This window comes from Microbulbifer pacificus, assembly GCF_002959965.1.
Classification (GTDB): domain Bacteria; phylum Pseudomonadota; class Gammaproteobacteria; order Pseudomonadales; family Cellvibrionaceae; genus Microbulbifer; species Microbulbifer pacificus_A.
In genome coordinates this window covers 974802-1000687 of record NZ_PREV01000026.1, presented here as the reverse complement: position 1 = coordinate 1000687, position 25886 = coordinate 974802, and the positions used below count along the sequence as shown (strand labels likewise).

Here is a 25886-nt window from a genome sequence, read left to right as displayed (position 1 = left end):
ATGCCTCGGTTGGTCGGAAACGGCTGGCCTGCGAGGTTTACGGCATAAGCGAGAACAGCGTCATCGCTGACTGGCTGCTTAAGCTGACGCAGACCCACAAGCGGTAGAGATTCGGGCTGTGCTCTATGTATCTACGTAACGTAAAAGGCTATGGCTGGAATCACAAACGCGTATACCCCTCTATCGTGAACTGGAGCTAAACCTTCGCATCCAGCCAAGACGGCGGATCAAGCGAGATTACCCCGGCGAACTGGATGTACCGACGGCTCCGAACCGGGTCTGGTCAATGGACTTTATGAGCGATCAGCTCGTCAGCGGAAAATCGCTTCGTACGTTCAATGTCATCGATGACTATAACCGCGAGGGGCTGGGCATCGAAGTCGACTTGTCGCTGCCCTCGGCACGGGTGATACGGGCACTGGATCAGATCGTTGAATGGCGTGGTAAGCCCGCCGCCCTTCGCTGCGATAATGGACCAGAGTACATCTCTCAGGCACTGGTGGAGTGGGCGAACGAAAAGCGAATAACGCTGATATATATCCAGCCCGGGAAGCCAACTCAGAACGCTTACATTGAACGATTCAATCGGACGGCCAGACACGAATGGCTTGATCTGCACGAATTCACCAGCGTTGCCCATGCCCAGCTATTAGCTACTCAGTGGCTGTGGCAATACAATAATGAGCGGCCGAATCCCGCTATCGGCGGAGTACCTCCAGCCCAACTGCTACAGGTGGGCTAATTCTCTGCTAATACGAGCGGTTAAAAATGGGGGGATTACAGCCCCATGAAACCTCAATACTCGATCAGTCCAGCTCAAGGGGGCATCTTCAGACGGGGACACCAGGGTTCTATTATATAGAAATGTCCCTACCAAACGCCCTCATGATCAGGCTGCAAACCCTAGAACACCTGGTTGTTGGCACGGCTGGATTCCAGCTCCTAAAAAGTTAACTTTTGGCATACAACATAACTAAAAGTTAACTAAATATACTAAGAGTTCCCAATTTTTACGCTTTTACTAGTTATATGTGGGACAAAAACCCCTATTTTTAACTGAAATTTCAATGCTTTCTCAATACTTAACGTAGTTTTAATAGGGTAGATTCCCATATTCAGCCATTAGAGCTCGATTCCAGTCGGTCAGAATTTGGGCGCAAGTTATCAGGTTGGCGAGAAACTTCAACCTGGGTTTTTGGGGTGTTTCTGCTCGTGGGTCCTGCGGAAGTTCTTGGATTGTTTGGTGGCGGCACTGCTACCGGTAAACCCCTTGCGAGGCACGAGCTAGGCGCCCCCCTCAACCCATCCCCAGTGCTTCGTCACCACCGGGCCAGCTTAAAAACGGACCACTGAACTTGAAGGGAAGAAGGAGGTAATGCCACCACCAACCCATCTGTGTTTAACTTTGCCCCAAACCAGACAACCGGGAACCAGTATGACCCAGGAAGCACCCGTCATCGCTGAACGCCAGGGCGCTCTCGGCAAATTGACGCTCAATCTGCCCAAAGCCCTCAATGCCCTCAATCTCGACATGATCGACCGGATGACCGCACAGCTGGACGAGTGGGAGAAAGACGACACCATCGCCTGTATCTGGATCGACGGGGCAGGGGACAAAGCCCTGTGCGCCGGCGGCGATGTAGTGGCACTTCACCGGGAATCCGGCAGCTATGAGGAGCCGCGTGCCAGCCGGTTTGTAGAGGAATTCTTCAGTCGCGAATACCGCCTCGACTACCGTATCCACACCTACCCCAAACCCATTGTCGTCTGGGGCAGCGGCATCGTCATGGGCGGCGGCATAGGTATCATGAGCGGCGCCAGCCACCGCATCGTCACCGAAACCACCCGCATGGCCATGCCCGAAATCACCATCGGCCTTTTTCCCGATGTCGGCGGCAGCTGGTTTCTGAATCGCATGCCCGGTCGCACAGGCCTGTTTCTCGGTCTTACCGGCGCCCAGTTCAATGGTGCAGATGCCCTCTACTGCGGCATGGCGGACAGACTGTTGCCGAGCGAGAGCAAAGAAACGTTGAGCGCGACGCTCGCGGCACAGCCGTTTGGCAGCGATGTGGAACACAATCGCACCCTCGTCAGTCGCGTTGTGCAGTCGCTGGAAATGGAGGAGCCCGCCCGCCCACCATCCAACGTGCGCGCCCACTACGACGCAATTCAGAATCTCACCGACGCCCCAACGCTGCCCGAAGTGTACCGTAACATCGTGAACTTCCAGGGGAATGATGAATGGCTGCTGCGCGCGGCGAAAACCCTCAAGGCCGGTTGTCCGCTGACGGCGTGGATCGTATGGGAGCAATTGCGTCGCGCGCGGCATATGTCGCTGGCCGATGTGTTGCGGATGGAGTTGGCGTTGGCGGTGAATATGTGTAGCAGCGGCCAGGTAAAGGAAGGGGTTCGCGCACTGTTGATTGATAAAGACCGGAATCCCCGGTGGCAGCCCGCCTCCCTGGAGACGGTTTCCAGAGGCGATGTGGAGCGCCTTTTTACTTCGCCCTGGTCCGAAAGTCCTCTGCGGGATTTGTGAGGCAGGTACAACAAGGGCGGTATCTCTACCGGGATACCGCCCACAGGTTCACAGCGCAACGCCTCAGTCGCGGTACAGCACCGTAACTGCCGTACCCTCGGCCACTACGGAATCGCTCACGATACGGCCATTGCCGGCAGTGGGGTCGGACTTCTCCATCGCCACCTTCCACTCTCCCGCCGGCAGGTTGTAAGTGTAATTATCGGCGCTGTTATAGATCACGATAATTTCACTCCAGCTGTCCCCCACCGCAGCGCCATCCATGTGATTGACCACCACACCGTAGCGCGGCCGGTTGCTGATGACATGCCGGTCGATGTCATCCCAGCTGGTCATGCGGAACGCCGGATGGGCGCGGCGCAGGGCGATAACATCCCGGTAGTAGGCGTAGACATCGGCGTTGTCGACTTTCCACTGCCAGTTGTATTGGTTGACCGCATCCGGTGAATTGTAACTGTTGTGGTCTTCCTTTTTGTCCCGCATCAATTCAACACCGCCGTGCAGGAATGGAATACCCTGGCTCGTGAGGACGATACCATTGGCAAACATCTGGATGCGGCGCAGGTAGCCGCTGCTCCTGCTTACGCCATTCAAATCCGCCCACTGCAGGATCTTGTCCCGCAGGGTCAGGTTGTCGTGGGCGGAGACATAATTGATGCTCTGTTCCGGGTCCATGGCGAACATCGGGTCCCAGGAATCGATCGCAGTGTTGGGGTTGTTGCTGTACCGGATTGCGCCGCGGCTGCCCACTTCGATACGCCAGGTATCCGGGTTGTTGTTAAAGGCAAAGCAGTCGCCGGAATTGCAGCCGCCGTTGTCGTTCTGGCCCTTGATGGCCTCGCGGAATTTCGGGTTGAACACGCCCACGTGAGACTGGTGAATACGGCCGATGGTGCCGAGCCGCACCCGCTCCAGTTCCCGCGGGTCCGAGGCGTAGCCATTCCAGGGCTCACCGTAAATCAGCAGGTTTCTATCCGGGAATTTGCTGTTCAGGTAGCTGCCCCATTCGCCCACCTCGTCGTAATCGAAAATACCGATCAGGTCGAAACGGAAACCGTCGATGTTGTATTCATCCACCCAGTATTCCAGCGAATCGCGAATCATGCGGCTCACCATGGGCACATTGGCATCGATGCTGTTACCGGTGCCCGACAGGTCGGTGGGCGTGTAGTAGCTGGCGGAAATGGGCTCGAACATTTCCTTGGCGTAGGTGTGGTTGTACACCACATCCATAATCACGCGAATGCCGGCCTTGTGAAATTCGTCCACCATCTGTTTGAATTCGCGGACGCGGTTTTCGTAATCGTACGGCGTTTGCGAATAGCGCTCTTCCGGGATGCTGTAATTACGCGGGTCGTAGCCCCAGTTGTAGCAGCTGGTATCGGCCAGGTTCGCGCAGGAACCGAAATCGTATGCGGGCATCAACTGCACGTGGGTAACACCCAGCTCCTTGAGGTGGTCGATGCCGGTGGCAACGCCGTTAAACTGGGTGCCGCTTTCCACCATGCCGAGGAATTTACCGCGCTTGTTGCTGCTGACGCCGGACTCTGGCGCGATGGTGAAGTCGCGCACGTGCACCTCGTAAATCACCGCGTCTTCGCGTGCGGTGAATTGCGGGCGCGGCGACCAGCCGCCGGGCAGATCGGTATTGCTGAGATCCAGCACGATATTGTTGTTGGTATTGGGCTCCACCATTTTGCCGTAGGGGTCGCGCACGGCGATGCCATTGACCACGAAATAGTAGGGTTTCAATTTCCAGTCGCCGCTGACGGTCACCGAGTAAACGTCGGAGAGACCATTACCATCGGGGACTTTGCTCATGGTGTGGCTCTGGCCGTCCAGCACCAGTTGCACATTACTGTGATCCGGAGACCACAGGGAGAAGGTGGTTTCCGCCGGTGAGTAGAGGGCACCCAGTGTCTCGGCGTTCCCCCCGCTGCCGCCACAGTTTCCCGTGCAGGCAACCGCCTCCAGAGTGTAGCTGAGGTTGGCGTCGTTCACCGTCAGCAAATAGTCGCCGCTGACACCCGTGTAAATATCGCCGCCGCTTAGCTCCAGCGCGCCATCGCTATTGTTGTCACCGTAGTTCTGGCTCCAGTCTCCGTACACATCGAGCTTGAAGCGCTGGTTGGCCTGGCCGTCGAAGCTGACCTGTAATTGCCAGGTGTTGTCCGCGGTCAGGGTCATTGCACTGGTGCCCCAGCCGTTGGGGGTGCCACGGAACGACAGGCCGGGGAAGTTGCTGGCGGGGCCGCCGCTGCTGCCGCCGTCGCAATTGGCGACCTCGGTGACCTGCATGGTTTTGCTGTCGCTGTAAAAAAGGATTTCGTAACTTTTATTGGCGCCTACGGTGTAATCGGAAGCGGGGTAGGCCTCCTGCCAGTTGGCGTAGCGGTCAATCTTGAAGCGGGGGCCGCCGCCGGCGTCGCCCCCGGAAAATTGTTGGCAGGTTTTGTATTGGGTGCCGCTGACAAATGTCATGGCTTCCGGGGACCAGCTATTGGGCGTGCCGCGGAAATACCAGTCGGCACTGGCGTGCGCGCTGGAAAGTAGCAATGCGGTAAATATCAGTTTTGTTTTCATCGCTCTTTTCACTTTATTTTTTATGTGTTGAAAGGGGGCGGCCGAAGCCGCGCCCCTGTAGTGAAATATTTTTTGGTGCAGGTCTTTAACGCAAATAGACGCCGTCGCTGCCGATCTTGCCGGGGCCGTTCAGTACATAGACGCCGGCGGAGTGGGCTTTGACGGTAAAGCTGATGCTGCCGTTACTCACCTGGATCTGCGCACCGGTCACCGCATCGGTGTAGGTGCCATTGGGAATACCTGACACGCTGATGCCCTGGTCGCCACCGGCCGCCAGACCAACCACCGCATAAGAGTTGCCGGCACTGTAATTGCGCACAAAACTCATGCCCGCGCCCCACTCGTTAACCTTTTCCATCTGGCCTTTCTGCAATGCGGGAATGGCGTGTCGGATCTGGTTCAGGCGCTGGATATGCTTGTACAGATTGTGGTTCTGGGTGACCGCCAGGTTGTCCAGGTGCGGGCCGTAGTAGGCGCGCCCGGTCTGGTCGATGGTATCGTTGGACGACTGGATATCCTGCGGTAGCCCCGCCTGGAACATGATTTCCTCTCCGTAGTAGAGGGTGGGTATACCGCGAATGGTCCACAGCAGGTTGTAGGTCATGGCCGCATCCGACTCGGCACCGCCGAAGCGGTATTTAAAGTCGTTATCCGGGCCCACGTCGTGGTTCTGAAAGAATGTCACCAGTTCTGTCGGGTCGGCGTAGGTCCAGTCCATATCCAGCGCGCCCTTGATACCGCCGAAGCTGCCGCGGGTGACGTTGTCGCGGAAGGTAGAGAACAGCGGGAAGTCGATCATTGCGAAATCGGAATCTCCCTGCGGATTTCCCGGGTCACTGCCGGTGCGGGTGTACCACCAGGGACGAATCACCGCGGAAGCGTTGTCGTTGCCCAGTTCCGAGCCAAAGCCCAGACCTTTCACCAGTGCCTCACCGAAAACGAACAGCCCCGGCTTGTGCGCCTGCCAGTCGTGCACATAGCTCAGCAGTTCATCGCGCTCCACGTGTTTGACCGTATCCACACGGATGGCGTCTACGCCCATATCCAGATACTGCTCGATGGCGCTGTTCAGATAGTCCTTCACGTTCTGGTTGCCGGTGGCGAGATCGATGGTGTCGCCGGCCATATGTTTGCTCTGCAGGGCGGTGGGGTTTTCCCAGTCGCCGCCGGACATAAAGCCGTCCTGGTGATACCAGGCCGGGTCCAGGTTTTGCGCATCGATGCCGAAGAAGCGGTTGGGGTCGTAGCCCGCCAGCGGCACGGTGACACCGGTGTTCGGGTCGACGAGCGGCACTGTGCCATCCGGGTCAGCGTTGTGGCGGTCGCGGAACCACTGCGGCGCTACCGGGTTGTCGTTGTCGTCGCGGAAGGCGCTTTGGTAGTCGCCGAGATGGCCGAAGTAGGGGTCGTTACTGATCATGCCCTGGCTGCTGCCCTGGGGGACGTAGTACTTGATTGGCAGGTGGTCGATCCACACCTGGTTGCGAATGCCGTACTGGCTGGAGTGGTTCACCACCACGTCCTGAATGACTTTGATACCTTTTGCGTGGGCGGCGTTGATGAAATCCTGATAGGTGGCATCCGGGGATTCCAGACGCGGGTCAACCTTGGTCCAGTCGTAGGCGTGGTAGCCGTGGTAGTCGAGACCGCTGCGGTTTTCCACCGGTGGGGTGATCCAGATGGCGCTAAAGCCCAGGTCTTTGATGTAATCCAGCTGCTGGATCAGGCCCTTAAAGTCGCCGCGCCACTGCGGGTCACCGGGCATAATGCGGTCGCGGTTGTAGTAATTGTTGCCGGGGTCGCCGTCGTAGAAGCGCGCGGTCAGTACGAAGTAAATGGTTTCCGCACGGAAATCACTGCCGCTGCCCGACGACGAGCCGCCGGACGAACTGCTGGATGAACCTCCGGAGGAGGAGCCGCCGAGCGCCGTGGCGGTGATGGCCTGTGTGGTGGCGTCAAAGCAGATTGCGTAATCCGTGTTGGCATTTACCGCGTAGTCCCCCGTGGGGTAGCTTTCCGTCCAGTCGGCAAAGTGGTCGATCTTGAAGCGCGGCCCGCCGCCGGCATCGCCACTGGCGAAGCTCTGTTCGGTGCAGAAGTGACTGCCGTCGCTGCTGGTCATTTCAGTGGCCGCCCAGCCATTTGCGGTGCCGCGGAAATACCAGCTGTCGCCGCCACTGCCACTGCCACCGCTGCTGCTCCCGCCGCTACTGCTTCCCCCACTACCGCTTCCACCGCCACCCACCAGTTCATAGGTAAAGTCGCTGTCGTTGACCCGCAACAGATAGCTGCCGGAAACGCTGGTATAGATATCACCGCCGCCGATGTCGAGCAGGCCATCGCCGCCGTCGTCGCCATAGTTCTGGCTCCAGTCGCCGTACAGATCGAGTTTGTAGCGCTGGTCCGCCTGGCCGTCGAAATCGATCGTCAACTCCCAGGTGTTGTCCGCTACCAGTTGCAGGGCTGTGGTGCCCCAGGCGTTGGGGGTGCCGCGGAAATAGAGCGAGGGGAAATTGGCGGTGTAGCCGCCTGAGTCATCGCAACTGGCCACTTCGCTGACGGAAATACTGTGACTGTCGCTGAAAAAAGTGATCTCGTAATTGGTGTTTGCGCTTACGCTGAAGTCGGCAGAGGGGTAGTTTTCTGCCCAGTCGCCATAGCGGTCGATCTTGAAGCGGGGTGCGCCATTGCCGTCACCGTTGGCAAAACTCTGGCAGGTGTGGAATTCGTTGGCGCTGACTTGTGTCATCGCTTCCGCCGACCAGTTGTTGGGGGTGCCGCGAAAATGCCATTCCGCCGATGCGCCAGAGGAAAAAGCAGAAAGTAGCAGGCAGGGAATGACAGACAGCCGGGTTCGGCCGCCAGCCGGGTTCGGCCGCCAGATATGGGCTTGATCATCGCTGTATACCGTTATTAATTATTTTTTTATTGATCGAATTTTTAGCGCCCGGCGTCAGCCCTGTGCGGTACTGAATACCGGCGAGCGTATACAGGCTAAGCGAGTGATGTAACCGCGCGCATCCGCCCCCACTGGGGCGTAGTGGTCGTCCATTCGCCCCCCGACGCCACTGCACATGACGCTATCTGGAGTGTTTTCAGATTTGATTGAAATTTGATCTTGTGCGAAATGGAAATCTGAGGGCAAAGTCAGTTGAGGTAGAAAATACAGGTGCGGAGTGATGGCTGTCGTGGAAACCAGGGCACGGCACGACCCAAACTGTTATATGTCGTGCGGGCCCGGTACTATTCAGGGTACACCTCTGCTGGTGTAGATAACTAAACAATAAATACAAGGCAGTTAAAAATGGAGAAGATTGCATTTATCGGTCTCGGCAATATGGGCGGTCCGATGGCAGCGAATCTGGTGAAAAAGGGATTTTCGGTAACCGCGTTCGACCTGTCAGCGCCGATGCTGGAAAAGGCCGTGGCGCTTGGTTGTGTGAGAGCAGAGAATGCCCACGCCGCCATTGATCGCGCGGATGTGGTGGTGTCGATGTTGCCCCACGGTGAAGCGGTGCGCGCACTGTACCTCGGAGTACACGGCCTGTTGCAGTCGATGGCGGCGGGAACGCTTTTGATCGAATGCTCGACCATCTCCGCCAACGACGCCCGCCAGGTCATCGCCGCCGCCGGCGAGCGTGGTATTCAGGCCATGGATGCACCGGTCTCCGGTGGCACCGCGGCGGCGGCGGCGGGTACCTTGTCGTTTATGTGTGGCGGCGAGGAGGCGACACTGCAACGGGCGCAGCCGGTGCTCGACGCCATGGGCGCGAATATTTTCCACGCGGGCCCCGCTGGCAGTGGCCAGGTAGCGAAGATCTGCAACAACATGCTGCTTGCCATCCATATGATCGGCACTGCCGAGGCATTGCAGATGGGCGTGGATAACGGCCTCGACCCGAAGGTGCTGTCTGATATTATGCGGGCCAGCTCCGGTGGCAACTGGTCACTGGAAAAATACAACCCCTATCCGGGGGTAATGGACAAGGTACCGGCGGCGCGGGATTATCAGGGTGGTTTCTCTGTGGCGCTGATGCTGAAAGACCTTGGACTGGCGATGGACACCGCCGCCGCCAGTGCTTCGTCTACACCCTTGGGTGCCCTGGCGAAAAACCTGTATCAGCTGCACGGTGGTGATCCCATCAACCGGGCGCTGGATTTCTCCAGTATTCAGAATCTGTTTCGTCGTCCGGCGGGCGATTGAATCGCCGGTGCCTGCCATGGCTAGGCACCGGCGGGAATGGAGAACGGCTGGGAAAATCAGAAGTAGTAATCTTCCAGATCTATTTTTTCCCAGTCGTACACCAAACGGGTACCGTCGGTGGTAACAAGGCTCACTTTGTTCGCCACCAGGCAATCGGACCAGTCCACCCGGTTCAGATCCACCATCTCGGCACCGCCGTGCACCTTGACGATAGAATCCTCCCACGCCTGGTGACAGTAGCGGGGAATTTCTCCTTGAATCACCAGCTTATGGCCGAGATATTTCTCGTAGTTCAGTTGTGGCATCCGGTTCAGGTGAAACCGGTCTTCCTCTCCGATCAGAAAATACTTGCCGTTCTCCTCCATCAGTGTGCCGGTTGCTGTCAGCGGCTGCTGCGCCGGATTGGCCGCACAGCCCGCGAGGAAAACAAGCGGAAACAGAAAGCCTTTTCGAAAAAACATACTTATTACTCTTTAGTTATTTGTTACTAAAAAGTAACAAACGACGATTGCAGTAGCGTTGCAGTTTTGTTGCGTTGCATAAGCCTGATGGTGCTGCTTTTGAGGCAAATAATTGGTGTGCTGATTCTGTATCTGTTGATGACGTCACCTGTACCTTTGTTGGTTTGGACCGCGAAGACTGAGAGAGAGCGACTGTGGTAGCTCAAAATATAAGCGAAAATTTTTATTGCGGTATGACCGGTCGGTCTATACTCTGGTTGAGTCTCAAGGTGTATCAGCGTATCCCGTGGGATATCTCCGCTGGTGAGGCACTCGACACCGATCAAGGATATGGAGATAACGATGAAAAAAATGGTTCTTGGATCCCTTCTCGCTTCTTTGCTTTCCGCGCCGGTACTCGCGTATGAATCCGGAGAATTCCTATTGCGGAGCGGCGCAATTACGGTGAGTCCCGATGTGAATTCCAGTGCGCTTGCTCTGGGCGATGTAACGCTCGATGGCACTGCGGCAGATGTGAATAATGGCTCGGCTATAAGTCTCATTGGCACGTATATGTTAAACCAGAGCTGGGGGCTCGAGGTGATAGCGGCGACGCCGTTCAGTCATGATCTGAAAGTTTCAGGGCTTGGTGAGACATTTGACCTTGGCGAGACGAAGCACCTTCCTCCCACCGTTATGCTGCAATATTTCCCATTTGCTTCTTCATCCACCGTGCAGCCCTATGTAGGGGTTGGGTTCAATTACACCGTTTTTTTTGAAGAAAAAATCAGCGGTACCGCCAATGACATATTCGCTGATTTGGGAGCAACCGATTCCGCAGATCTCAAACTGAAGAATTCATCTGGCATAGCCGCAGAAGCTGGTGTCGACTTCTCTTTTGGGGCTGACAAACGCTGGCTGTTTAACGTGGCTGTCTGGTGGATGGACATCGACACCAAAGCCACAGTCGACATTCCTGGCGTGGGTTCGGTTACTGCGAATGTGGAACTTGATCCGCTGGTGTATGCCGCTGGACTGGGCTACCGCTTTTAACAAGCGCTTTTAAGATCGGGCCCGCAGTAGCAGAAGGTGCTTCACTGCGGGCTTATGTATGATAGCGGCGAGGCTGGTGGTTACGCTGCGTCGCTATTTTTTTCCTTGTGCCCATCCTTCAAGTGCAGGGCTACCTGCTTTTCCATGCCTTCCAGTGCGTACGCCTGACCGAAGCCTTTCACGTAGCGGCCCGCGCTTGGTTTCAATTCAAACAGGTGGAAGTCCTCCAGATTTTTCAGGTGATCCATCACCGGCCCGAACTTCTCGCGCAGCTGCTCGATACGCTCCTGCCACAGCGGCACTTCGCGCCCGATCATTCCCGCCTCCACATTGAACGTCACCCGCAAGCGCGCGAACGCCTGCTTGGTATCCGCCTCGTCCGCATTAAATATCACAGAAGCCTTACTGTGCGCTTTCAGATTGGCCGCGTGCTCGGAAAGATCGGAAATAAACAGGTAAAAATTGCCATCAGCGGCCAGAAATGGCGCTGTGCTGGCATGTGGGTGCCCCTCCGGTGTCAGGCTCGCCAGGTTCAGCAGCCTGCGCGTGGCGATAAAATCGCGCACCTCCGCCACCAGATCCGCGCCGTCGTTCGTTTTCGGTGACTGGTTATCTTGTTGAGAAATCTGCTGTTCGCTCATGTCTCAATTCCCCCTCAGGAATGCGCGGCACTGGCCGCCGCCAGTTGCTGCTTTAACTGTTTGAAACGCTCCACCTGTTCCGGAATCAGCTGACGCTCCGCGTCCCGGCCCAGAAATACCTTGAATACACAATTGCCACTGGGGGCGAGAAACACCATGGAGTGACTCTCCGCACCGCGGTGTGGTTTGCTCACCAGCGCCACTTCCACAATACCGTCCACCAGCAGATGGCCGTGGAAGGGGTTTTTGTGGTGCATGAAGTTGTAGTAACCGTGGGCGATGGTCCCCTTTGGGAACTCGCCCTTGAACTCGAACACCGAACCCTCGCTCTGCACGATGGCGGTAAGCTTGCCCCAGCTCGGGAGTTCTTCGATCAATTGCCAGACGGTTTCGCTACCCGCCAGCGAGGCCATTTCTGCCGGCAGGTTGGCGATGATCTCGCGCACACTCGTGTCGAGTTTTCCCGCCATCTGCTCCAGCGTGTAGCCGGATTCACTGGCGAGTAATTCCTGTACTTGTTGTTGCATAAGCAAATCCAAAATATCCGCAGCCACATACCCTGCCGAAGCGGCGGGTGCCATTGCGCAAACGATTGCCGACAGGTTGTTTGTGCGGTGGCACCCGCTGGGGGCGCTCAGGCCCAGCCAAATTCGGGTGATCCTGGTTGAAGTGCAATTGTTAGAAACGGTAGCTCGCAGACAGTTTAATGTTGCGACCCGGCATATACAGTTCCTGGAAGGCCACGCGGTATTCCTCGTCCGCGAGGTTGTCCAGCGCCAGGCCAAGTTTCAGGCCATTCATGTTGCCGGTGGCCGGTTCCCAGGTCACATAGGCATCCGCCAGGGTATAGCTGTCGAACTCGCGGGTTTCGGATTCCGGCAACTGGTCCTGGGCGGAAACCACGGAGGTGCGCAGGCCCGCTTTCAGGTCGCGCTGCAGGAAGTAGTAGCCCAGATCCAGCACCCACTTGTTTGCCGGGATATTGCCCAGGTAGCTGTCGTCGGCGAGATCGCGGCCCTCGGTCTGGCCGTAGGAGAGGCCGAGCACCAGGTCGTTTACCAGATAGGCCGCCGCGAGTTCAAAGCCTTTCAGTTCCGCTTCGTCCACGTTCAGGTAGGTGGTGTTCATGGGGAAACCCATCTGAGGGTGCGGGTTTATCACCAGCTGCTCGATGAAGTTGTCCACTTTATTGCGGAACACCGATGCGCTCGCACTCAGCTCGTCGTTGCTGCTGATAAGACCGCTGAACGCGAAATCCGCGCGCAACTCGGTGTTGCGGGCTTCCTCCGCTTCCAGCTCGGGGTTGGGGACGAAGGTGTTGCAGAAAGGGCCGAAGTAGCAGAAGTGGGTGCCCTGGGTGTACATCTCTTCGACACCTGGCGCGCGGAAGGCCTTGGCGTAGCTGGCAGTGAGGGTCATCCAGTCGGTGGCCTTGACAGCGGCGGCAATGGACGGGGAGACCGCACTGTCGTCGCGGGCGGAATCCGTCAGTTGCTGGCTCTTGGCCTCAAAGCGGTCGTAGCGCACACCGGGGGTGAGGGTGAATGTGTCGCCGAAGGTGAAGTCCGCCTGGGCGTAGAGGCCCAGCACGTCGGTGTCGGCGTTCAGATTGGCTGGACGGCTGTCGCCATCGCGCACGGTGGTCACATCGTCTTTGTACCAGTCCAGGCCGTACACCCACTCGCCGCCGAATCCCCGGGTTGCGTTGGTGATGGCGATACCGGTGGTCTGCACTTCGGTGTTGTCCTGCTGCCCGTTCTCACCCTGGGTCGGGCGGAATTCGTCGAACTGGGTGTCGTTGCGGTACAGCGTGAATTTGGATGTGTGTTTGCCTTCCAGCGCCTGTACCCAGTAGTTGGTGGTTACGTTCTGGTCGGTAATGTCGCGCTCTACAAGGGGAGAGCTGGTGCCTACATTGGCGTTGGGATTGGAGGGGACGTCTTCCTCGCGGTTGTTGTGGCGGATGGAGAGATCCACGCGCTGGCGGTCGCCCAGCTGGAAGCCGGCACGGGCGAGCAGGGCGGCGTTTTCGCTGGCGCTGTTGGCGAGTTCATCACCGCCGCCGATCTCCAGGTTGTCGTGGTCGGAAACACTGCCGTTTACCAGGTAATCAAGGTGGCCGGACTGGCCGTAGAGTGCGGCGCTGGTCTCGGTGGAGTCGCCGTTGCTGCCGAGCTCTTCTTTCAGGTAACCGCCAAAAGACTCGCCGCTGTTTAGAAGGTCGGAGGCGCGTTTGGTGGTCATCGCCACCACGCCACCGATAGCGCCTGAGCCCCACAGGCTGGAGGCGGGGCCTTTTTTCACTTCCACCTGCTTCAATAATTCCGGATCAACCTGGTAGGTGCCGCGATGTCCGGAATTGAAGTTCTGGCGAGCGCCATCGATGGTCTGCAACACACGCAGGCCGGACAGACCGCGGATATTGGGAGACTGGTTGGAATAGCGGGGGCCGCCTTCCACCTGCACATTAGGCTCGTATTTCAGCGCCTGGGCGATGGACTCCGGCAGTTGTTCTTCCAGTTGTACGCGCGTTACCACCACCGTGCGCGCGTCTTTTTCCGTGGCGGCCAGATTGCGCTCGGCGGCTACCACCACTTCGCCGAACTGGATGACCGGTTGCTGGCTGGTGGTGGTCTGCGCCAGCGCGCTGCTGGCGCTCAGCGTAACTACAGCGACAGCCAGAGGATGGAGAGTAAGCGTCTTGATTTGGCCCATGGCGGTGCCCCCTTGGTCTGGAAGTTGTTCGTTTATGGATAGCGACGGGTACGGTCGCGCCGAATGATAGTTATTGCGGAACGTATTGTAAATGCAAACTATTATCGTTTGATATTGAATCTGCAAGTTGGTAATCTCGCCGCGTTAACGGTTTAAGTGGGGCGCCCGTACCGGTTCCCCCAAAGAAATTCTGTGGCGCCGATCGGCGCGAACGAGGTTGGAGCGTGAAATTGCGCCTGACAGTGATGCTCATCGGCTCTGTTGCGCTGCACGCATGGCTTCTGTGGGCAATGCCAGCACAGGAGTTGCAGGCGCCGTCCGGTGCGGTGGCGTTGAAGCTGGGGCCGCTGAAGCTTGCGGCGGTGCCTGTGGAAGCGCCGTCGCGAGAAACACCAGCCGAGCCGAGTCCGATTGAACCGCCGGCGTTGGCGAACGCACCGGCAGCGCCAACGGCGGTTGAAAAAGTGGCTGAAAAAGAGCCGGCGAAAGAGCGCGGTGCAGCCAAAGAAATAGCGGCGAAGAAATCCGTGCCGGCCGACCCGCCGCTGGCACCCTCGTCCGATCGCAAGGCAGAACGCCATCCGGATTCCGAGATGGCGGTTGACGCAGTCGATGTCGCCACTGCCCCGCGAAGTGCGCAACAGAGTGTGGGCGAGGCGCCGGTACTGATCGAGCGACCGGCATTCGCCAGTCCACCCGGTGCGCCGGTGTACCCGGAACTCGCGCGCCAACGCCGTCAGCAGGGCACGGTGGTGGTGGAAGTACAGCTGGATCACACCGGCGCGCAGGTGGTGCGCCGGCTGCTGCACTCTTCCGGTGTCGACAGCCTGGATGAGGCGGCCCTGAAGGCGGTTGCGGGCTGGAAGTTTCTGCCCTACCGGGAAGGCGCGCGGGCGCGGCACTCCAGGGTGCGGTTGCCGATTCGCTTTTCCCTGTAAAGCATCGGTGGCGTTGCCCGAATAAAAAAGACCGTATAAACGAGACCGTATAAACAAGAGTGCAATATGTTCGAGCATCAAACCTGGTCTGAATTTTTCTCCCAGCTTGGCCCCATGGGCTGGCCGCTGCTGCTGGTGTCGGCGCTGGCGCTGGCGCTACTGGGGGAGCGTCTGTGGCTCCTGCTGAGCACCGCGCACCGCGGTATCAGCGGTTCCTTCAGACGCCTGCAGTGCACCGACGCATCCGGTTTGGACCGGCTGGCGCAGCAGTGCGAGCGTGAACGCGCGCTGGCGAGCCATGCCACTGCGCTGCTGCTGCGGCACCGCAATGCAGGCAAGCCACAGCGCGAGGAAATTGCCGCGGTGTGGCTGCAGGACCAGCGCCGCCAACTGCACAGCGGCCTTCGTTTGCTGATGGTGATCGGGATCATCAGTCCACTGCTGGGGCTTCTGGGCACGGTGCTGGGGTTGATCGGCATGTTCGCGGGCCTTTCCGGCAGCAGCGAGCCGGTGACCCCGGCGCTGCTGGCGGACGGTCTGGGCATGGCGCTCAGCACCACCGCCGCGGGTCTGATCGTGGCGCTGCCGGCTATCGCCGGCGCGCATCTGCTGGCGATCTGGAGTGACCGTGTGGTGGCGGACCTAGAGCACTTGTTCAATCGCGGCAACCTGTGGCTCGAAGGCCTGGATCCCTGCTGCAGGCGTCCGGACGCCTGCGCGCGCGAGGCCGTCAACCTGGCGGTACCGGCGCAGTGATCAATATCAATCCCCCGAGCCGGCGGGAATTTTCCCTGGAGACCCTTGCGCCGGACCTGACGCCGCTGCTGGACATCATCTTTATCGTGCTGGTGTTTCTGTTGCTCACCGCGAACATGCGTCTGGCATCGCTGCCGATGGACCTGCCGGCGAGCGAGCACGTCGCCGCGGCAATGCCGGCGGACCCGCTCGCGGTTTCCCTGTCCAATCGCGGCCCCGATCTGTGGGGCATCGATGATCGTGGCTACAGTACCCAGGCGGAATTTGAACAGGCGCTGATGGTGGCGCTCGCCGCAGAGCCGGAGCGCCCGGTGGCTCTGGCGTCCGACCGCAACGTGCCGGTGCAGCGCATGCTGGATCTGTTTGCGCTGCTGCAGAAGCAGGGGGTGGAAGTGGCGGAGATCGCCCTGCAACCCTCGGGCCGCAAATAGTCACTGACTCCGCAGTAACCCATTTCTATCGACGGGATTCGAACCATGAACCTTTCCAACCTCCAGGCGCTGAAGCGCACACTCTGTCGCGTTCTCTCCGCCGCGGCGCTGGTGCTGGCTGGCAGTGCCGGGGCTGCGACGCCCGAGCGGGTGATCAGCGCCGGGCATTCCATCACCGAACTGGTGCTGGCGCTGGGCGGCGGCGACAGTCTGATCGCGGTGGATTCCTCCACGCGTCTGCCGGCGGACTTTCGCCCGCTGCCGGTGGTGGGCTACTACCGCCAGTTGCCGGTGGAGGGACTGCTGGCCCAGAACCCGCAACTGCTGGTCGGGGGCGACCATATGGGACCCGCGAACACCCTGAAGCTGCTGCGGGATTCCGGGGTGAAAATTCTGCAATTGCCGGAGGCGGAAAACGGTGAGGCACTGCTGGCGAATATCGACCGCCTGGCGCGGGCGCTGGACAAGCCGGCGGCGGCCATCAAGCAGGCCGTTCAGGCACAGCTGCAGGCGCTGATGCAGGCGCGCACCGCCCTGGCGCAGCCGCCGCGTATTCTGTTCGTGCGTGCGCAGCAGGGGCGGGGATTGAAGGCCGCCGGCACAGGCACCAGCCCCGACAGCCTGATCCGCCTCGCCGCTGGTGTGAATGCGGTGGACTTTGACGGCTACAAGCAGCTGACGGACGAGGCGCTGCTGGAGCTGCGCCCGGACTGGATCCTGTTCTCCAGTGACCAGGCGGAGCAGTTACAAGACGGGACCGCCCTGCTGGAATGGCAACCGCTGCTGAAACTGACCCCCGCGGGCAAGCGCGGCGCCTTCTATTCGGTGGACGGTTATGCGCTGTTGGGGGGGATCGGTCTCGCGAGTCTCACTGAAGCGAAGAAGCTGAATAAAAAACTTGCCGGCCAATAAATCAGAGGTAACCCGCCGTTGGAATTTCGCCTGAGTGATAAACGTCTGCTGCCGGCGCTGGTTGCGCTGTTGCTGCTGGGAAGCGGTATCTCCCTTGCGGTGGGTGCGGTGACCATCGGCTGGCGGGATGTGCTCGCTGGCCTGGTGCAGTGGAGCTGGCCGGGCTTTCTGGAGCGGGATGTGCCGGAGCAATATGCACTGGTGCTCGGTGAAATCCGCCTGCCGCGCCTGCTGCTCGGCTTGATTGTCGGCGGTACGCTCGGGGTTTGTGGCGCGGTGATGCAGGGCATGTTTCGCAATCCACTCGCCGAGCCGGGGATCATCGGTATCTCTTCCGGCGCCGCCGTGGGCGCGGGCATCGTGCTGGTATTTGGTTCTGCGCTCAGTGTGTGGATGGGTGCATTACATGAGCGGGCGCAGTGGTTACTGCTTCCCGCCTTCGCCAGCACCGGGGCGATTTTTGCCACCTGGCTGGTGTATGTACTCGGTGACCGCGGGCGCTCGGTGGTGATGATGTTGCTGGCGGGTATTGCGATTTCCGCGCTGGCAGGCGCAGCCCTTGGCATGTTTGCCTATGTGGCTACCGATACCGCGCTGCGGGACATGACCATGTGGCAGCTGGGTTCCCTGTCTGGCGCCACCTGGACCAGTGTGCTGGTGACCGGACTTATATTCGCCATCAGTGCAGGCCTGCTCTGGTACCGTGCCCGCGATCTCAATGCATTGCTGCTGGGGGAATCGGAGGCGCGCCACCTGGGGGTGGACGTGATTGGCCTGAAGCGGCAGATCATCGTACTGAACGGTATTGCTGTGGGCGCGGCGGTCTCCGTGTCGGGGATCATCGGCTTTGTCGGGCTGGTGGTGCCGCATATCGTGCGCCTGCTGCGCGGGCCGGACCACCGCTTTCTGATCCCCTACAGCGCACTGCTCGGCGGCCTGTTGCTGACGGTGGCGGATACCATCGCGCGCAGTGTCTTCGCGCCGGCGGAAATGCCCGTGGGGATTCTCACCGCTCTGTTGGGAGCGCCCTTCTTTCTGTTCCTGCTGTGGCAACAGCGTCAGCAGATTTTTTAAGGGGGCGCAGGTGTTTTTAGAAATTTCCGATCTCTCGATTCGCTATCCTCGCGCGGCTTCATCACTGCTGGAGCGTATTTCCCTCGGCTTTGCCGGCGGTGAGGTCACCGCGCTACTCGGGCCCAACGGTTGCGGCAAGACATCGCTGTTGCGCGCCATCAGTGGAGAGCTGGATTACCGCGGAAATATCCGGTTGTTCGGCCGCCCGCAGGCGGACTGGTACCGCAGTCAGAGCGAGCACCGCGCCCTGGCGCGGCGCTACGGCCTGCTGGCGCAGCACTCCAACCTGAATTTTGCCTTCACCTGTCGCGAGGTGGTGCAGCTCGGGCTCGGCCCCGGCAGTCTGTCGCGGGCCGAGCAGGGGGAGCGTGTCGAGCACTTCATGCAGCGCGCCGATGTCTGGCACCTGCGCGACCGGCTTTTCCCGAGCCTCTCCGGTGGTGAAAAACAGCGGGTGCAGCTGGCACGGGTGCTCTCGCAACTGAGCCTCGCCGACCCCGGTGACGACAAGATCCTGCTGCTGGATGAGCCCACCTCGGCCCTCGACCTCAAACACCAGCACGACGTGCTGTCTCTCGCCCGCGAGGTTGCCGGCGAGGGCACCGCCGTGGTCGCCGTGCTCCACGATCTCAATCTCGCCGCCCGCTATGCCGATCGCATGGTGATGCTGGCCGATGGTCGCATTCAGGCCGACGGCGCGCCTGCGGAACTGTTGCAGCCGGAACTGGTGGAGCGTGTCTACGGTTACCGCGGGCGGTTGGTGGATGTTGCCGGTTATCGAGCCCTGCTATAACCCCGCCGGTAGCGTCACCGTCGCGAACCTGAACCACCGACCGGGCTCCGTCGAACTTGAATAAAACCCGGCGCTGAATTGAATTTGTTTCACGTGCACCCTTTGCACCGCGGCCATCCCCTTGGTGTACAATGCGCCGCTTTCTGGGGCGGGCCGGTCGCAAGCGGGTCGGTAAATGCCCTTGCCGAGATTATGCTTGCGCGATCTGCGCCTTATCCGAGGGAATACCATGTTTGATAAATCAGTCACTCTTGCCTCTTACGACGCCGAGCTGTGGAGTGCGATTCAGGACGAAGACCGCCGCCAGGAAGAACACATTGAGCTGATCGCCTCGGAGAACTACACCAGCCCGCAGGTCATGGAAGCCCAGGGCACCAGCCTCACCAACAAGTACGCCGAAGGCTACCCGGGCAAGCGCTACTACGGTGGCTGTGAGTACGTCGACAAGGTAGAAGCGCTGGCCATTGAGCGCGCCAAGGAGCTGTTCGGCGCAGACTACGCCAACGTCCAGCCGCACTCCGGCTCCCAGGCCAACGCCGCGGTCTACCAGGCCCTGTGCGCTCCCGGCGACACCGTGCTCGGCATGAGCCTGGCCCACGGCGGTCACCTGACCCACGGTGCCAAGGTCAACTTCTCCGGCAAAATCTACAACGCGGTGCAGTACGGCCTGAACCCGGAAACCGGCGAAGTGGACTACGAAGAAGTGGAGCGCCTGGCGCTGGAGCACAAGCCGAAGATGATCGTCGCCGGTTTCTCCGCCTACAGCCGCATCATGGACTGGGCCAGGTTCCGCACCATCGCCGATAAAGTCGGTGCCTACCTGATGGTGGATATGGCCCACGTTGCCGGTCTGGTGGCCGCTGGCGTTTACCCGTCCCCGATCCCCCATGCAGACGTGGTGACCTCCACCACCCACAAGACCCTGCGGGGCCCCCGCGGTGGCATCATCCTGGCCAAGGCCAATGAGGAGATCGAGAAGAAACTGAACAGCGCGGTATTCCCGGGCGGCCAGGGCGGCCCGCTGATGCACGTGATTGCGGCCAAGGCGGTTTCCTTCAAGGAGGCCATGAGCCCCGAGTACAAGGCCTACCAGAAAAAAGTGGTAGAGAATGCCCGCGCCATGGCCGAGACCTTCCTCGACCGCGGTATCAACATCGTTTCCGGCGGCACCGATGACCACCTGATGCTGGTGGACCTGATCGGCAAGGAATACACCGGTAAGGATGCGGACGAAGCTCTGGGCAACGCCAACATCACCGTGAACAAGAACGCCGTCCCCAACGACCCGCGTTCACCGTTCATTACCAGCGGTCTGCGTGTGGGTACCCCGGCCATCACCACTCGCGGTTTCGGTGTGGAAGAGACCAAGCAGCTCACCAACTGGATCTGTGACGTGCTGGACGCACTGGAGAAAGGCAATGCCGACGCGACCATCGCCGAAGTGAAAGCCAAGGTGCTGGAAATTTGCGCGAAGTTCCCCGTGTACAAATAAGTTCACGACCTTCGTCTCTGCGACACGGCACTAGAAAAGGCCCCATTTTGGGGCCTTTTTTCTTTTTCCCCTGCCGGAAGAGGAAAAAGGGGGCGGTGGCCTGTAAATCCCCCCACGGTTTCTGCTTTAATACGCGGCCTTGAAAAACCGAAGCGGATTTCAAGTTTGTGTCCGCTTTGGTATCGGGCGCGGATTTTGCACCCGGTAACTGCAGCATCAGGGATGTGTTGCGCATTCTGCGGCCCGTTTGAGCGCGTCGCTACTTTCGGGTCCAAGCGGTTTCAGGATTCGATGCTTTCGGTCGTGGCGGGACTGCCGCGCGAAGGCGCTGAACCCACCGTGCAGCCAGGCTGCAAATCGAGAGTAGAGCATGCGTCCAATATCCAGAGTATTGGTCACCCTGACCGCCGTTATCGGACTCAATTTCAGCGCGCAGGCGAGTGCGCAGACCAAAGAGCTGCACTTCGCCAACTGGTCCGAATCCATTGCCGAAGACACCATCGCCGACTTCGAGGCGGCCACCGGTATCAAGGTGCATTATTTCGAGTTCGACGACATCGAAGAGCTTGAAGAAGTCTGGCTGAAAGAGGGGCGTCGCTTTGACGTTATCGTCCCCGGCTCCGACAACATTCCCAAATATATCGCCGCGGGGCAGTTGCAGAAGCTGGACCGCAACCGCATCGACAACTGGTCTCAGAACGACCCCAAATTCATGCAGCGCATCGCGTTGTTTGACCCGGGCAACCAGTACGCGATTCCCTATCTGTGGGGCACGGTGGGCATTGGCTACAACGTGCAGGCGGTGAAAAAAGCCTTCGGCGGCACACTGCCGGAAGACAGCTGGGACCTGCTGTTCGAACCGGAAAATCTCGCCAAACTCGACCATTGCAACGCCACCCTGATGCGCTCACCGGAGGAGATCTTCGATGTCGCACTGAAATACCTCGACAAAGATCCCAATTCCATGAGCACCGCCCACCAGTACATGGTGGCGAACCTGCTCTCCAGGGTGCGCCTGCACATCACCGACTTCGATTCCGGCCAATATGTGGAAGACCTCGCCAGTGGCAAGCGCTGCATCGCCCATGCCTGGAGCGGAGACGTGCTGGTGGCCCAGCAGATGGCGGAGGAAGCGGGCAAGGATTTCGACATCCGTTACGTGATGCCAAAAGAGGGCTTTCCGCTGTGGATCGATGTGGTATCGGTGCCCGCCAATGCGCAGAACCTGGATGCCGCGTATCAGTTTCTGAATTACCTGATGCAGCCCAGCGTGATCGCGAATATCAGCAATGAAACCCAGTACGCCAACGCCAATATGGCCGCCCAGGAGCTGGTGGACCCGGAATTGCTCGGCAACCCCATCGTTTACCCCGGCCCCGAAGAAATCGAGCGCACCTGGATCCCCGCCGCCACCGACAACCGCGTGCTGGCCCTGCGCCACAAACTTTGGCAGCGGATTATCGAGCGCGAGGAGATCTGACCGGCAGATCCTCTGTGCATGGCGGGTGATTTGGCGCTGCAGGCCTAAATTTTCACCCTGTGGTAAACTGCCGCCCATTTTCCAAAGGGTCCACTCCCCATGCACTGTCCATTCTGCAGCGCGGAAGAAACCAAAGTCGTAGACTCCCGTCTCGTCGCCGATGGCGACCAGGTGCGTCGTCGTCGCGAGTGTCTGCAGTGCCACGAACGTTTCACCACCTTTGAAACCGCTGAACTCCTGTTGCCACGGGTCGTTAAGCAGAACGGCCATCGCGAGCCCTTCAACGAAGACAAGCTTCGCGCCGGCATCCAGCGCGCCGTCGAGAAGCGCCCGGTCAGCACCGAGCGGGTGGAAGCGGCCGTCGCCCAGATCAAGCATGCACTTCAGGCCACCGGCGAGCGCGAACTGCCCGCCATGCACATCGGTGAGCTGGTTATGGAGCAGCTGCGGGAGCTGGATCAGGTGGCTTTCGTGCGCTTTGCTTCCGTCTACCGCCGGTTTGAAGACGTCAGCGACTTCAGCGACGAGATCGAGCGCCTCAATACCCGCAAGGCCGAAAGCGAGGGGCGCGAATGACTTCTCGCGCGTTGAAGACTTCTGATGGGCTGAAGACTCCCCGAGAACTGATGGCCCGCGCCATCCAGCTGGCCGAGCGCGGTCTCTACACCACCATGCCGAACCCTCGCGTCGGCTGCGTGATCGCGGACGCGCAGGGCAATATTGTGGCTGAGGGCTGGCACCGGCGCGCGGGCGAAGGCCACGCGGAAGTGGAGGCGTTAAAGGATGCGGGTGAGAAGGCGAGAGGCAATATTGCCTACGTTACCCTGGAACCCTGCAGTCACAGTGGCAAGACCGGTCCCTGTGCCGATGCCCTGATCGCCGCCGGCGTGTCCAGGGTCGTGTACGGCATGGAAGACCCGAACCCCCAGGTCGGCGGCAAAGGGTTACAAAAACTGCGCGATGCGGGCATTGAAGTGGAAGGCCCGTTACTGGAAGAATCCTGCCGCGCGCTGAACCCCGGGTTTATCAAGCGCATGACCCTCGGCTTGCCGCTGGTGCGTTGCAAGTCCGCCATGAGCATCGACGGCCGTACCGCCATGGCCAGCGGCGAGTCCAAATGGGTTACAGGCCCCGCGGCCCGTGCCGATGTGCAGCGCCTGCGCGCACGCAGCTGTGCCATCGTCACCGGCGTCGACACCGTCCGCCACGACAACCCCAACATGAACCTGCGCCCGGAGGAAATGGGCCTGCCGGCGGAAGAGGCCGCCGCCGCAGCGCACAAGCAGCCCCTGCGGGTGGTGGTGGACAGCAAACTGCGCACGCCCGCCAAAGCCTTTATTTTGCAGGGGGACGCCCCCACATTGGTGGTCACTACCGAGGCGTCGGACCCGGAGCGGCGCACGCGCCTGCAGAAAGCCGGTGCCGAGGTGCTGGTGCTGCCGGCGGACAAAGAGGGACGTGTGCACCTGGGCGAGCTGCTGAAGGAGATGGCCCGCCGCGAGTGCAACGAAGTGCTGATCGAGAGCGGTGCGACCCTCTCCGGCGCTTTCATGTACCAGGGCCATGTGGACGAGATCATCGTCTACGTCGCCCCCAAAATTCTCGGCTCCAGCGCCAGGCCGCTGTTTGAGCTGCCGATTGACCGCATGGGCTCTATGCTGCCCATCACCATTACCGACATGCGCGCGGTCGGCCACGACTGGCGTATCACCGCGACAACCGACATAGAGCGCTGATGTTTACCGGAATCATTGAAGCTGTTGGCACCATCACCGGGTTGCAACCGAAAGGCGGCGACCTGCGCCTGCGGGTGCAGACCGGCAAGCTGGACCTGACCGACGTCAAACTCGGCGACAGCATTGCCACCAATGGTGTGTGCCTGACGGTGGTGGATTTACCCGGTGACGGCTACTGGGCGGACGTTTCCGCCGAGACCCTGGCGGTGGCGACCCTGAAAAACTGGAAGCTCGGCGACCGGGTCAATCTGGAAAAAGCGCTGACGCCCCAGACCCGTCTCGGCGGACATATGGTGAGTGGCCACGTGGATGGTATCGGTGAAGTGGTGTGGCGCAAAACCACCGCCCGCGCCGAGCAGTTCCGCCTGCGCGCGCCGGATGAACTGGCCAAATACATCGCCCACAAGGGCTCCATCACCGTGGACGGCACCAGCCTTACGGTGAATGCGGTCGACGGTGCCGAATTCGAACTCACCATCGTGCCCCACACCATCGCGGAAACCGTTATCGGTGGTTATCGGGCGGGAACGAAAGTGAACCTGGAAGTGGACCTGATCGCGCGCTACCTCGAGCGACTACTCTTGGGGGGGGCCGCGGCCCAGCCCAAAGGCGAAGGCCTGACCGTGGAATTTCTGGCCCAGCACGGGTTTTACAAGGCTTGATTAAGACGAAGTAGTTTGAACTGAAGCGGGTGATGCCGGGTAAAGCTTTGCGAGACCTTCCGCGAGAGGGACCTCGCGGAAGAGCCCCCATGGATGGGTTCACGGCGTGTCTCGCAAAGCTTTACCCGGCAGCAGCCGCGCCACGGGCTTTCGACGAAGTTCCGGTGCAGCTTGCGACATTTCAGATTTACCTTTCCGGTAGATCGAGTGAACTAGAGGTTTTATGGAACTCAATAGCGTTGAAGAACTGATCGACGATATCCGCCAGGGCAAAATGGTCATCCTGATGGATGACGAAGATCGCGAGAATGAAGGCGACCTCGTCATGGCCGCCGAACAGGTCCGCCCAGAAGATATCAACTTCATGGCCACCCATGCCCGCGGCCTTATCTGCCTGACCCTGAGTGCCGAGCGCTGCAAGCAGCTCGACCTGCCGCTGATGTCCCGCGAGAACGGCGCCCAGTTCAGCACCGCCTTCACCGTCTCCATCGAAGCCGCCGAGGGCGTTACCACCGGCATCTCCGCCGCCGACCGCGCGCGCACAATACGCGCCGCTGTCGCCCGCAATGCCAAACCGTCCGACATCGTTCAGCCCGGCCATATCTTCCCGATCAAGGCGCAGCCGGGTGGCGTACTGAGCCGCGCCGGCCACACCGAAGCCGGTTGTGACCTCTCCCGCCTCGCGGGCTTTGAGCCAGCCGCCGCCATCGTCGAAATCATGAACGAAGACGGCACCATGGCGCGCCGCCCGGACCTGGAAAAATTTGCCAAGGCCCACAACCTCAAGATCGGCACCATCGCCGACCTGATCAACTACCGCGCCCTCAACGAGAAAACCGTCGAGTGCGTCAACGAGCGCAAAGTGCACACCGAATTCGGCGAATTCAGACTGCGCACCTACCTCGACAAAGCCCGCCGCGAACGCCACTTCGCCTTCTGCCTCGGTGACTTCAAACCGGAAGATCCCACTCTGGTGCGCGTGCACGTCGCCAGCACCCTGCGCGACGTCTTCAGCCTGCGCCGCGGCGACGAGAAGTTCGCCCCCTGGACCTTCCGCAGCGCGCTGAAAAAAGTCGCGGAAGAGGGCAAGGGAGTTGTCGTGGTGATCTGCCACAACGAAACCACCGATGAAATCGAAGAGAGCATCGACTGGTTGATCAGCGGTAAGCAACAGCGCCCGAGCCAGGACCTCGTATACAAACAGGTCGGCACCGGCTCGCAGATCCTGCGCGACCTGAAAGTGCGCAAAATGCGCCTGATGAGCGCCCCGTTCAAATTCAGTGCAATTTCCGGCTTCGACCTGGAAGTGGAAGAATATTTGAACGCGGAAGAGATTTAATAAATCTGACGGGTAATTAAAACCTCAAAACTTCAAATCAAAGGCGGAGTGCCGGGGATACGTTTTCAGGAGCGTCGCAAACAGGATGTTTGCGCCGC

Annotated in this window: 21 protein-coding genes and 1 pseudogene; 16 read left to right on the top strand and 6 right to left on the bottom strand. The window is 59.7% G+C overall.

Annotated features, from left to right (window positions below):
• Window positions 1-20: 20 nt before the first annotated feature.
• Both C3938_RS04730 and C3938_RS04725 read left to right on the top strand, forming a co-directional pair.
• Window positions 21-742, top strand: a pseudogene (locus C3938_RS04730) (IS3 family transposase); the annotation flags it as partial.
• A 693-nt stretch (window positions 743-1435) separates the two neighbouring features.
• Entirely contained in the window at window positions 1436-2539 is a 1104-nt protein-coding gene (locus C3938_RS04725; RefSeq protein ID WP_105102060.1) for an enoyl-CoA hydratase/isomerase family protein, read from the top strand.
• Between the two features lie 63 nt (window positions 2540-2602).
• On the opposite strand, the gene pulA is transcribed toward C3938_RS04725, so the two are convergent.
• Entirely contained in the window at window positions 2603-5122 is a 2520-nt protein-coding gene (gene pulA / locus C3938_RS04720; RefSeq protein ID WP_105102059.1) for a type I pullulanase, read from the bottom strand.
• A gap of 85 nt (window positions 5123-5207) precedes the next feature.
• On the bottom strand, window positions 5208-7871 hold the full coding sequence (locus tag C3938_RS04715; protein WP_105102058.1) for an alpha-amylase family glycosyl hydrolase: 2664 nt from the start codon (window positions 7869-7871) through the stop codon (window positions 5208-5210).
• Between the two features lie 534 nt (window positions 7872-8405).
• Here C3938_RS04715 and mmsB point away from each other — a divergent pair.
• A complete protein-coding gene (mmsB, locus tag C3938_RS04710; RefSeq protein WP_267893036.1) occupies window positions 8406-9326 on the top strand; it encodes a 3-hydroxyisobutyrate dehydrogenase in 921 nt (306 codons plus the stop codon).
• A gap of 56 nt (window positions 9327-9382) precedes the next feature.
• Here mmsB and C3938_RS04705 read toward each other — a convergent pair whose 3' ends face one another.
• Window positions 9383-9787: a hypothetical protein gene (locus C3938_RS04705; RefSeq protein ID WP_105102056.1), complete on the bottom strand. Its 405-nt coding sequence runs from the start codon at window positions 9785-9787 to the stop codon at window positions 9383-9385.
• Between the two features lie 342 nt (window positions 9788-10129).
• Here C3938_RS04705 and C3938_RS04700 point away from each other — a divergent pair, with 342 nt between their 5' ends.
• Window positions 10130-10819, top strand: coding sequence for an OmpW/AlkL family protein (locus C3938_RS04700; protein WP_158681561.1), 690 nt, complete (start codon window positions 10130-10132; stop codon window positions 10817-10819).
• Between the two features lie 80 nt (window positions 10820-10899).
• Here C3938_RS04700 and C3938_RS04695 read toward each other — a convergent pair whose 3' ends face one another.
• The 3 genes from C3938_RS04695 to C3938_RS04685 form a co-directional block, all read right to left on the bottom strand.
• Window positions 10900-11460, bottom strand: a complete 561-nt coding sequence (locus C3938_RS04695) for a HugZ family protein (RefSeq protein WP_105102054.1) — start codon at window positions 11458-11460, stop codon at window positions 10900-10902.
• Between the two features lie 14 nt (window positions 11461-11474).
• Window positions 11475-11987, bottom strand: coding sequence for a heme utilization cystosolic carrier protein HutX (gene hutX / locus C3938_RS04690; protein ID WP_233998653.1), 513 nt, complete (start codon window positions 11985-11987; stop codon window positions 11475-11477).
• Window positions 11988-12138: 151 nt separating this feature from the next.
• Entirely contained in the window at window positions 12139-14175 is a 2037-nt protein-coding gene (locus C3938_RS04685) for a TonB-dependent hemoglobin/transferrin/lactoferrin family receptor (protein ID WP_105102053.1), read from the bottom strand.
• A 224-nt stretch (window positions 14176-14399) separates the two neighbouring features.
• Between C3938_RS04685 and C3938_RS04680 the strand changes: the two genes are divergently transcribed.
• The 12 genes from C3938_RS04680 to ribBA all read left to right on the top strand — a co-directional run bounded on the left by C3938_RS04680 (window position 14400) and on the right by ribBA (window position 25788).
• Window positions 14400-15113 carry an energy transducer TonB gene (locus C3938_RS04680; protein WP_105102052.1) on the top strand — a complete coding sequence of 238 codons (714 nt, stop codon included), beginning with the start codon at window positions 14400-14402 and terminating at the stop codon, window positions 15111-15113.
• 66 nt (window positions 15114-15179) lie between these two features.
• Window positions 15180-15869, top strand: coding sequence for a MotA/TolQ/ExbB proton channel family protein (locus tag C3938_RS04675; RefSeq protein WP_105102051.1), 690 nt, complete (start codon window positions 15180-15182; stop codon window positions 15867-15869).
• A complete protein-coding gene (locus tag C3938_RS04670; protein WP_158681560.1) occupies window positions 15866-16300 on the top strand; it encodes an ExbD/TolR family protein in 435 nt (144 codons plus the stop codon). The genes C3938_RS04675 and C3938_RS04670 overlap by 4 nt, the downstream gene beginning before the upstream one ends.
• Window positions 16301-16345: 45 nt before the next feature.
• Window positions 16346-17212, top strand: coding sequence for a heme/hemin ABC transporter substrate-binding protein (locus tag C3938_RS04665; RefSeq protein ID WP_105102049.1), 867 nt, complete (start codon window positions 16346-16348; stop codon window positions 17210-17212).
• An 18-nt stretch (window positions 17213-17230) separates the two neighbouring features.
• Window positions 17231-18286: a FecCD family ABC transporter permease gene (locus tag C3938_RS04660; RefSeq protein WP_105102048.1), complete on the top strand. Its 1056-nt coding sequence runs from the start codon at window positions 17231-17233 to the stop codon at window positions 18284-18286.
• A 10-nt stretch (window positions 18287-18296) separates the two neighbouring features.
• A complete protein-coding gene (locus C3938_RS04655) occupies window positions 18297-19079 on the top strand; it encodes a heme ABC transporter ATP-binding protein (RefSeq protein ID WP_105102047.1) in 783 nt (260 codons plus the stop codon).
• A gap of 229 nt (window positions 19080-19308) precedes the next feature.
• The gene (glyA, locus tag C3938_RS04645) at window positions 19309-20571 is read left to right on the top strand and encodes a serine hydroxymethyltransferase (RefSeq protein ID WP_105102045.1); all 1263 of its coding nucleotides are present in this window, start codon (window positions 19309-19311) and stop codon (window positions 20569-20571) included.
• Between the two features lie 370 nt (window positions 20572-20941).
• Entirely contained in the window at window positions 20942-22051 is a 1110-nt protein-coding gene (locus C3938_RS04640; RefSeq protein WP_105102044.1) for an extracellular solute-binding protein, read from the top strand.
• Window positions 22052-22150: 99 nt separating this feature from the next.
• Complete coding sequence (gene nrdR, locus C3938_RS04635; RefSeq protein ID WP_105102043.1) at window positions 22151-22627, top strand: transcriptional regulator NrdR; 477 nt, start codon at window positions 22151-22153, stop codon at window positions 22625-22627.
• Window positions 22628-22677: 50 nt separating this feature from the next.
• Window positions 22678-23787, top strand: a complete 1110-nt coding sequence (ribD, locus tag C3938_RS04630) for a bifunctional diaminohydroxyphosphoribosylaminopyrimidine deaminase/5-amino-6-(5-phosphoribosylamino)uracil reductase RibD (RefSeq protein WP_105103226.1) — start codon at window positions 22678-22680, stop codon at window positions 23785-23787.
• Complete coding sequence (locus C3938_RS04625; protein WP_105102042.1) at window positions 23787-24449, top strand: riboflavin synthase; 663 nt, start codon at window positions 23787-23789, stop codon at window positions 24447-24449. Before ribD ends, C3938_RS04625 begins: the two co-directional genes overlap by 1 nt.
• Window positions 24450-24672: 223 nt before the next feature.
• Complete coding sequence (gene ribBA / locus C3938_RS04620; RefSeq protein ID WP_105102041.1) at window positions 24673-25788, top strand: bifunctional 3,4-dihydroxy-2-butanone-4-phosphate synthase/GTP cyclohydrolase II; 1116 nt, start codon at window positions 24673-24675, stop codon at window positions 25786-25788.
• Window positions 25789-25886: the final 98 nt, after the last annotated feature.

Excerpts from the sequence above, each read along its gene's own strand:
- C3938_RS04725 (WP_105102060.1), top strand. The coding sequence starts at position 1,436 with ATGACCCAGGAAGCACCCGTCATCGCTGAACGCCAGGGCGCTCTCGGC.
- pulA (WP_105102059.1), bottom strand. The coding sequence starts at position 5,122 with ATGAAAACAAAACTGATATTTACCGCATTGCTACTTTCCAGCGCGCAC.
- C3938_RS04715 (WP_105102058.1), bottom strand. The coding sequence starts at position 7,871 with ATGACACAAGTCAGCGCCAACGAATTCCACACCTGCCAGAGTTTTGCC.
- C3938_RS04705 (WP_105102056.1), bottom strand. The coding sequence starts at position 9,787 with ATGTTTTTTCGAAAAGGCTTTCTGTTTCCGCTTGTTTTCCTCGCGGGC.
- C3938_RS04700 (WP_158681561.1), top strand. The coding sequence starts at position 10,130 with ATGAAAAAAATGGTTCTTGGATCCCTTCTCGCTTCTTTGCTTTCCGCG.
- C3938_RS04695 (WP_105102054.1), bottom strand. The coding sequence starts at position 11,460 with ATGAGCGAACAGCAGATTTCTCAACAAGATAACCAGTCACCGAAAACG.
- hutX (WP_233998653.1), bottom strand. The coding sequence starts at position 11,987 with ATGCAACAACAAGTACAGGAATTACTCGCCAGTGAATCCGGCTACACG.
- C3938_RS04685 (WP_105102053.1), bottom strand. The coding sequence starts at position 14,175 with ATGGGCCAAATCAAGACGCTTACTCTCCATCCTCTGGCTGTCGCTGTA.
- C3938_RS04675 (WP_105102051.1), top strand. The coding sequence starts at position 15,180 with ATGTTCGAGCATCAAACCTGGTCTGAATTTTTCTCCCAGCTTGGCCCC.
- C3938_RS04665 (WP_105102049.1), top strand. The coding sequence starts at position 16,346 with ATGAACCTTTCCAACCTCCAGGCGCTGAAGCGCACACTCTGTCGCGTT.
- glyA (WP_105102045.1), top strand. The coding sequence starts at position 19,309 with ATGTTTGATAAATCAGTCACTCTTGCCTCTTACGACGCCGAGCTGTGG.
- C3938_RS04640 (WP_105102044.1), top strand. The coding sequence starts at position 20,942 with ATGCGTCCAATATCCAGAGTATTGGTCACCCTGACCGCCGTTATCGGA.
- nrdR (WP_105102043.1), top strand. The coding sequence starts at position 22,151 with ATGCACTGTCCATTCTGCAGCGCGGAAGAAACCAAAGTCGTAGACTCC.
- ribD (WP_105103226.1), top strand. The coding sequence starts at position 22,678 with ATGGCCCGCGCCATCCAGCTGGCCGAGCGCGGTCTCTACACCACCATG.
- C3938_RS04625 (WP_105102042.1), top strand. The coding sequence starts at position 23,787 with ATGTTTACCGGAATCATTGAAGCTGTTGGCACCATCACCGGGTTGCAA.
- ribBA (WP_105102041.1), top strand. The coding sequence starts at position 24,673 with ATGGAACTCAATAGCGTTGAAGAACTGATCGACGATATCCGCCAGGGC.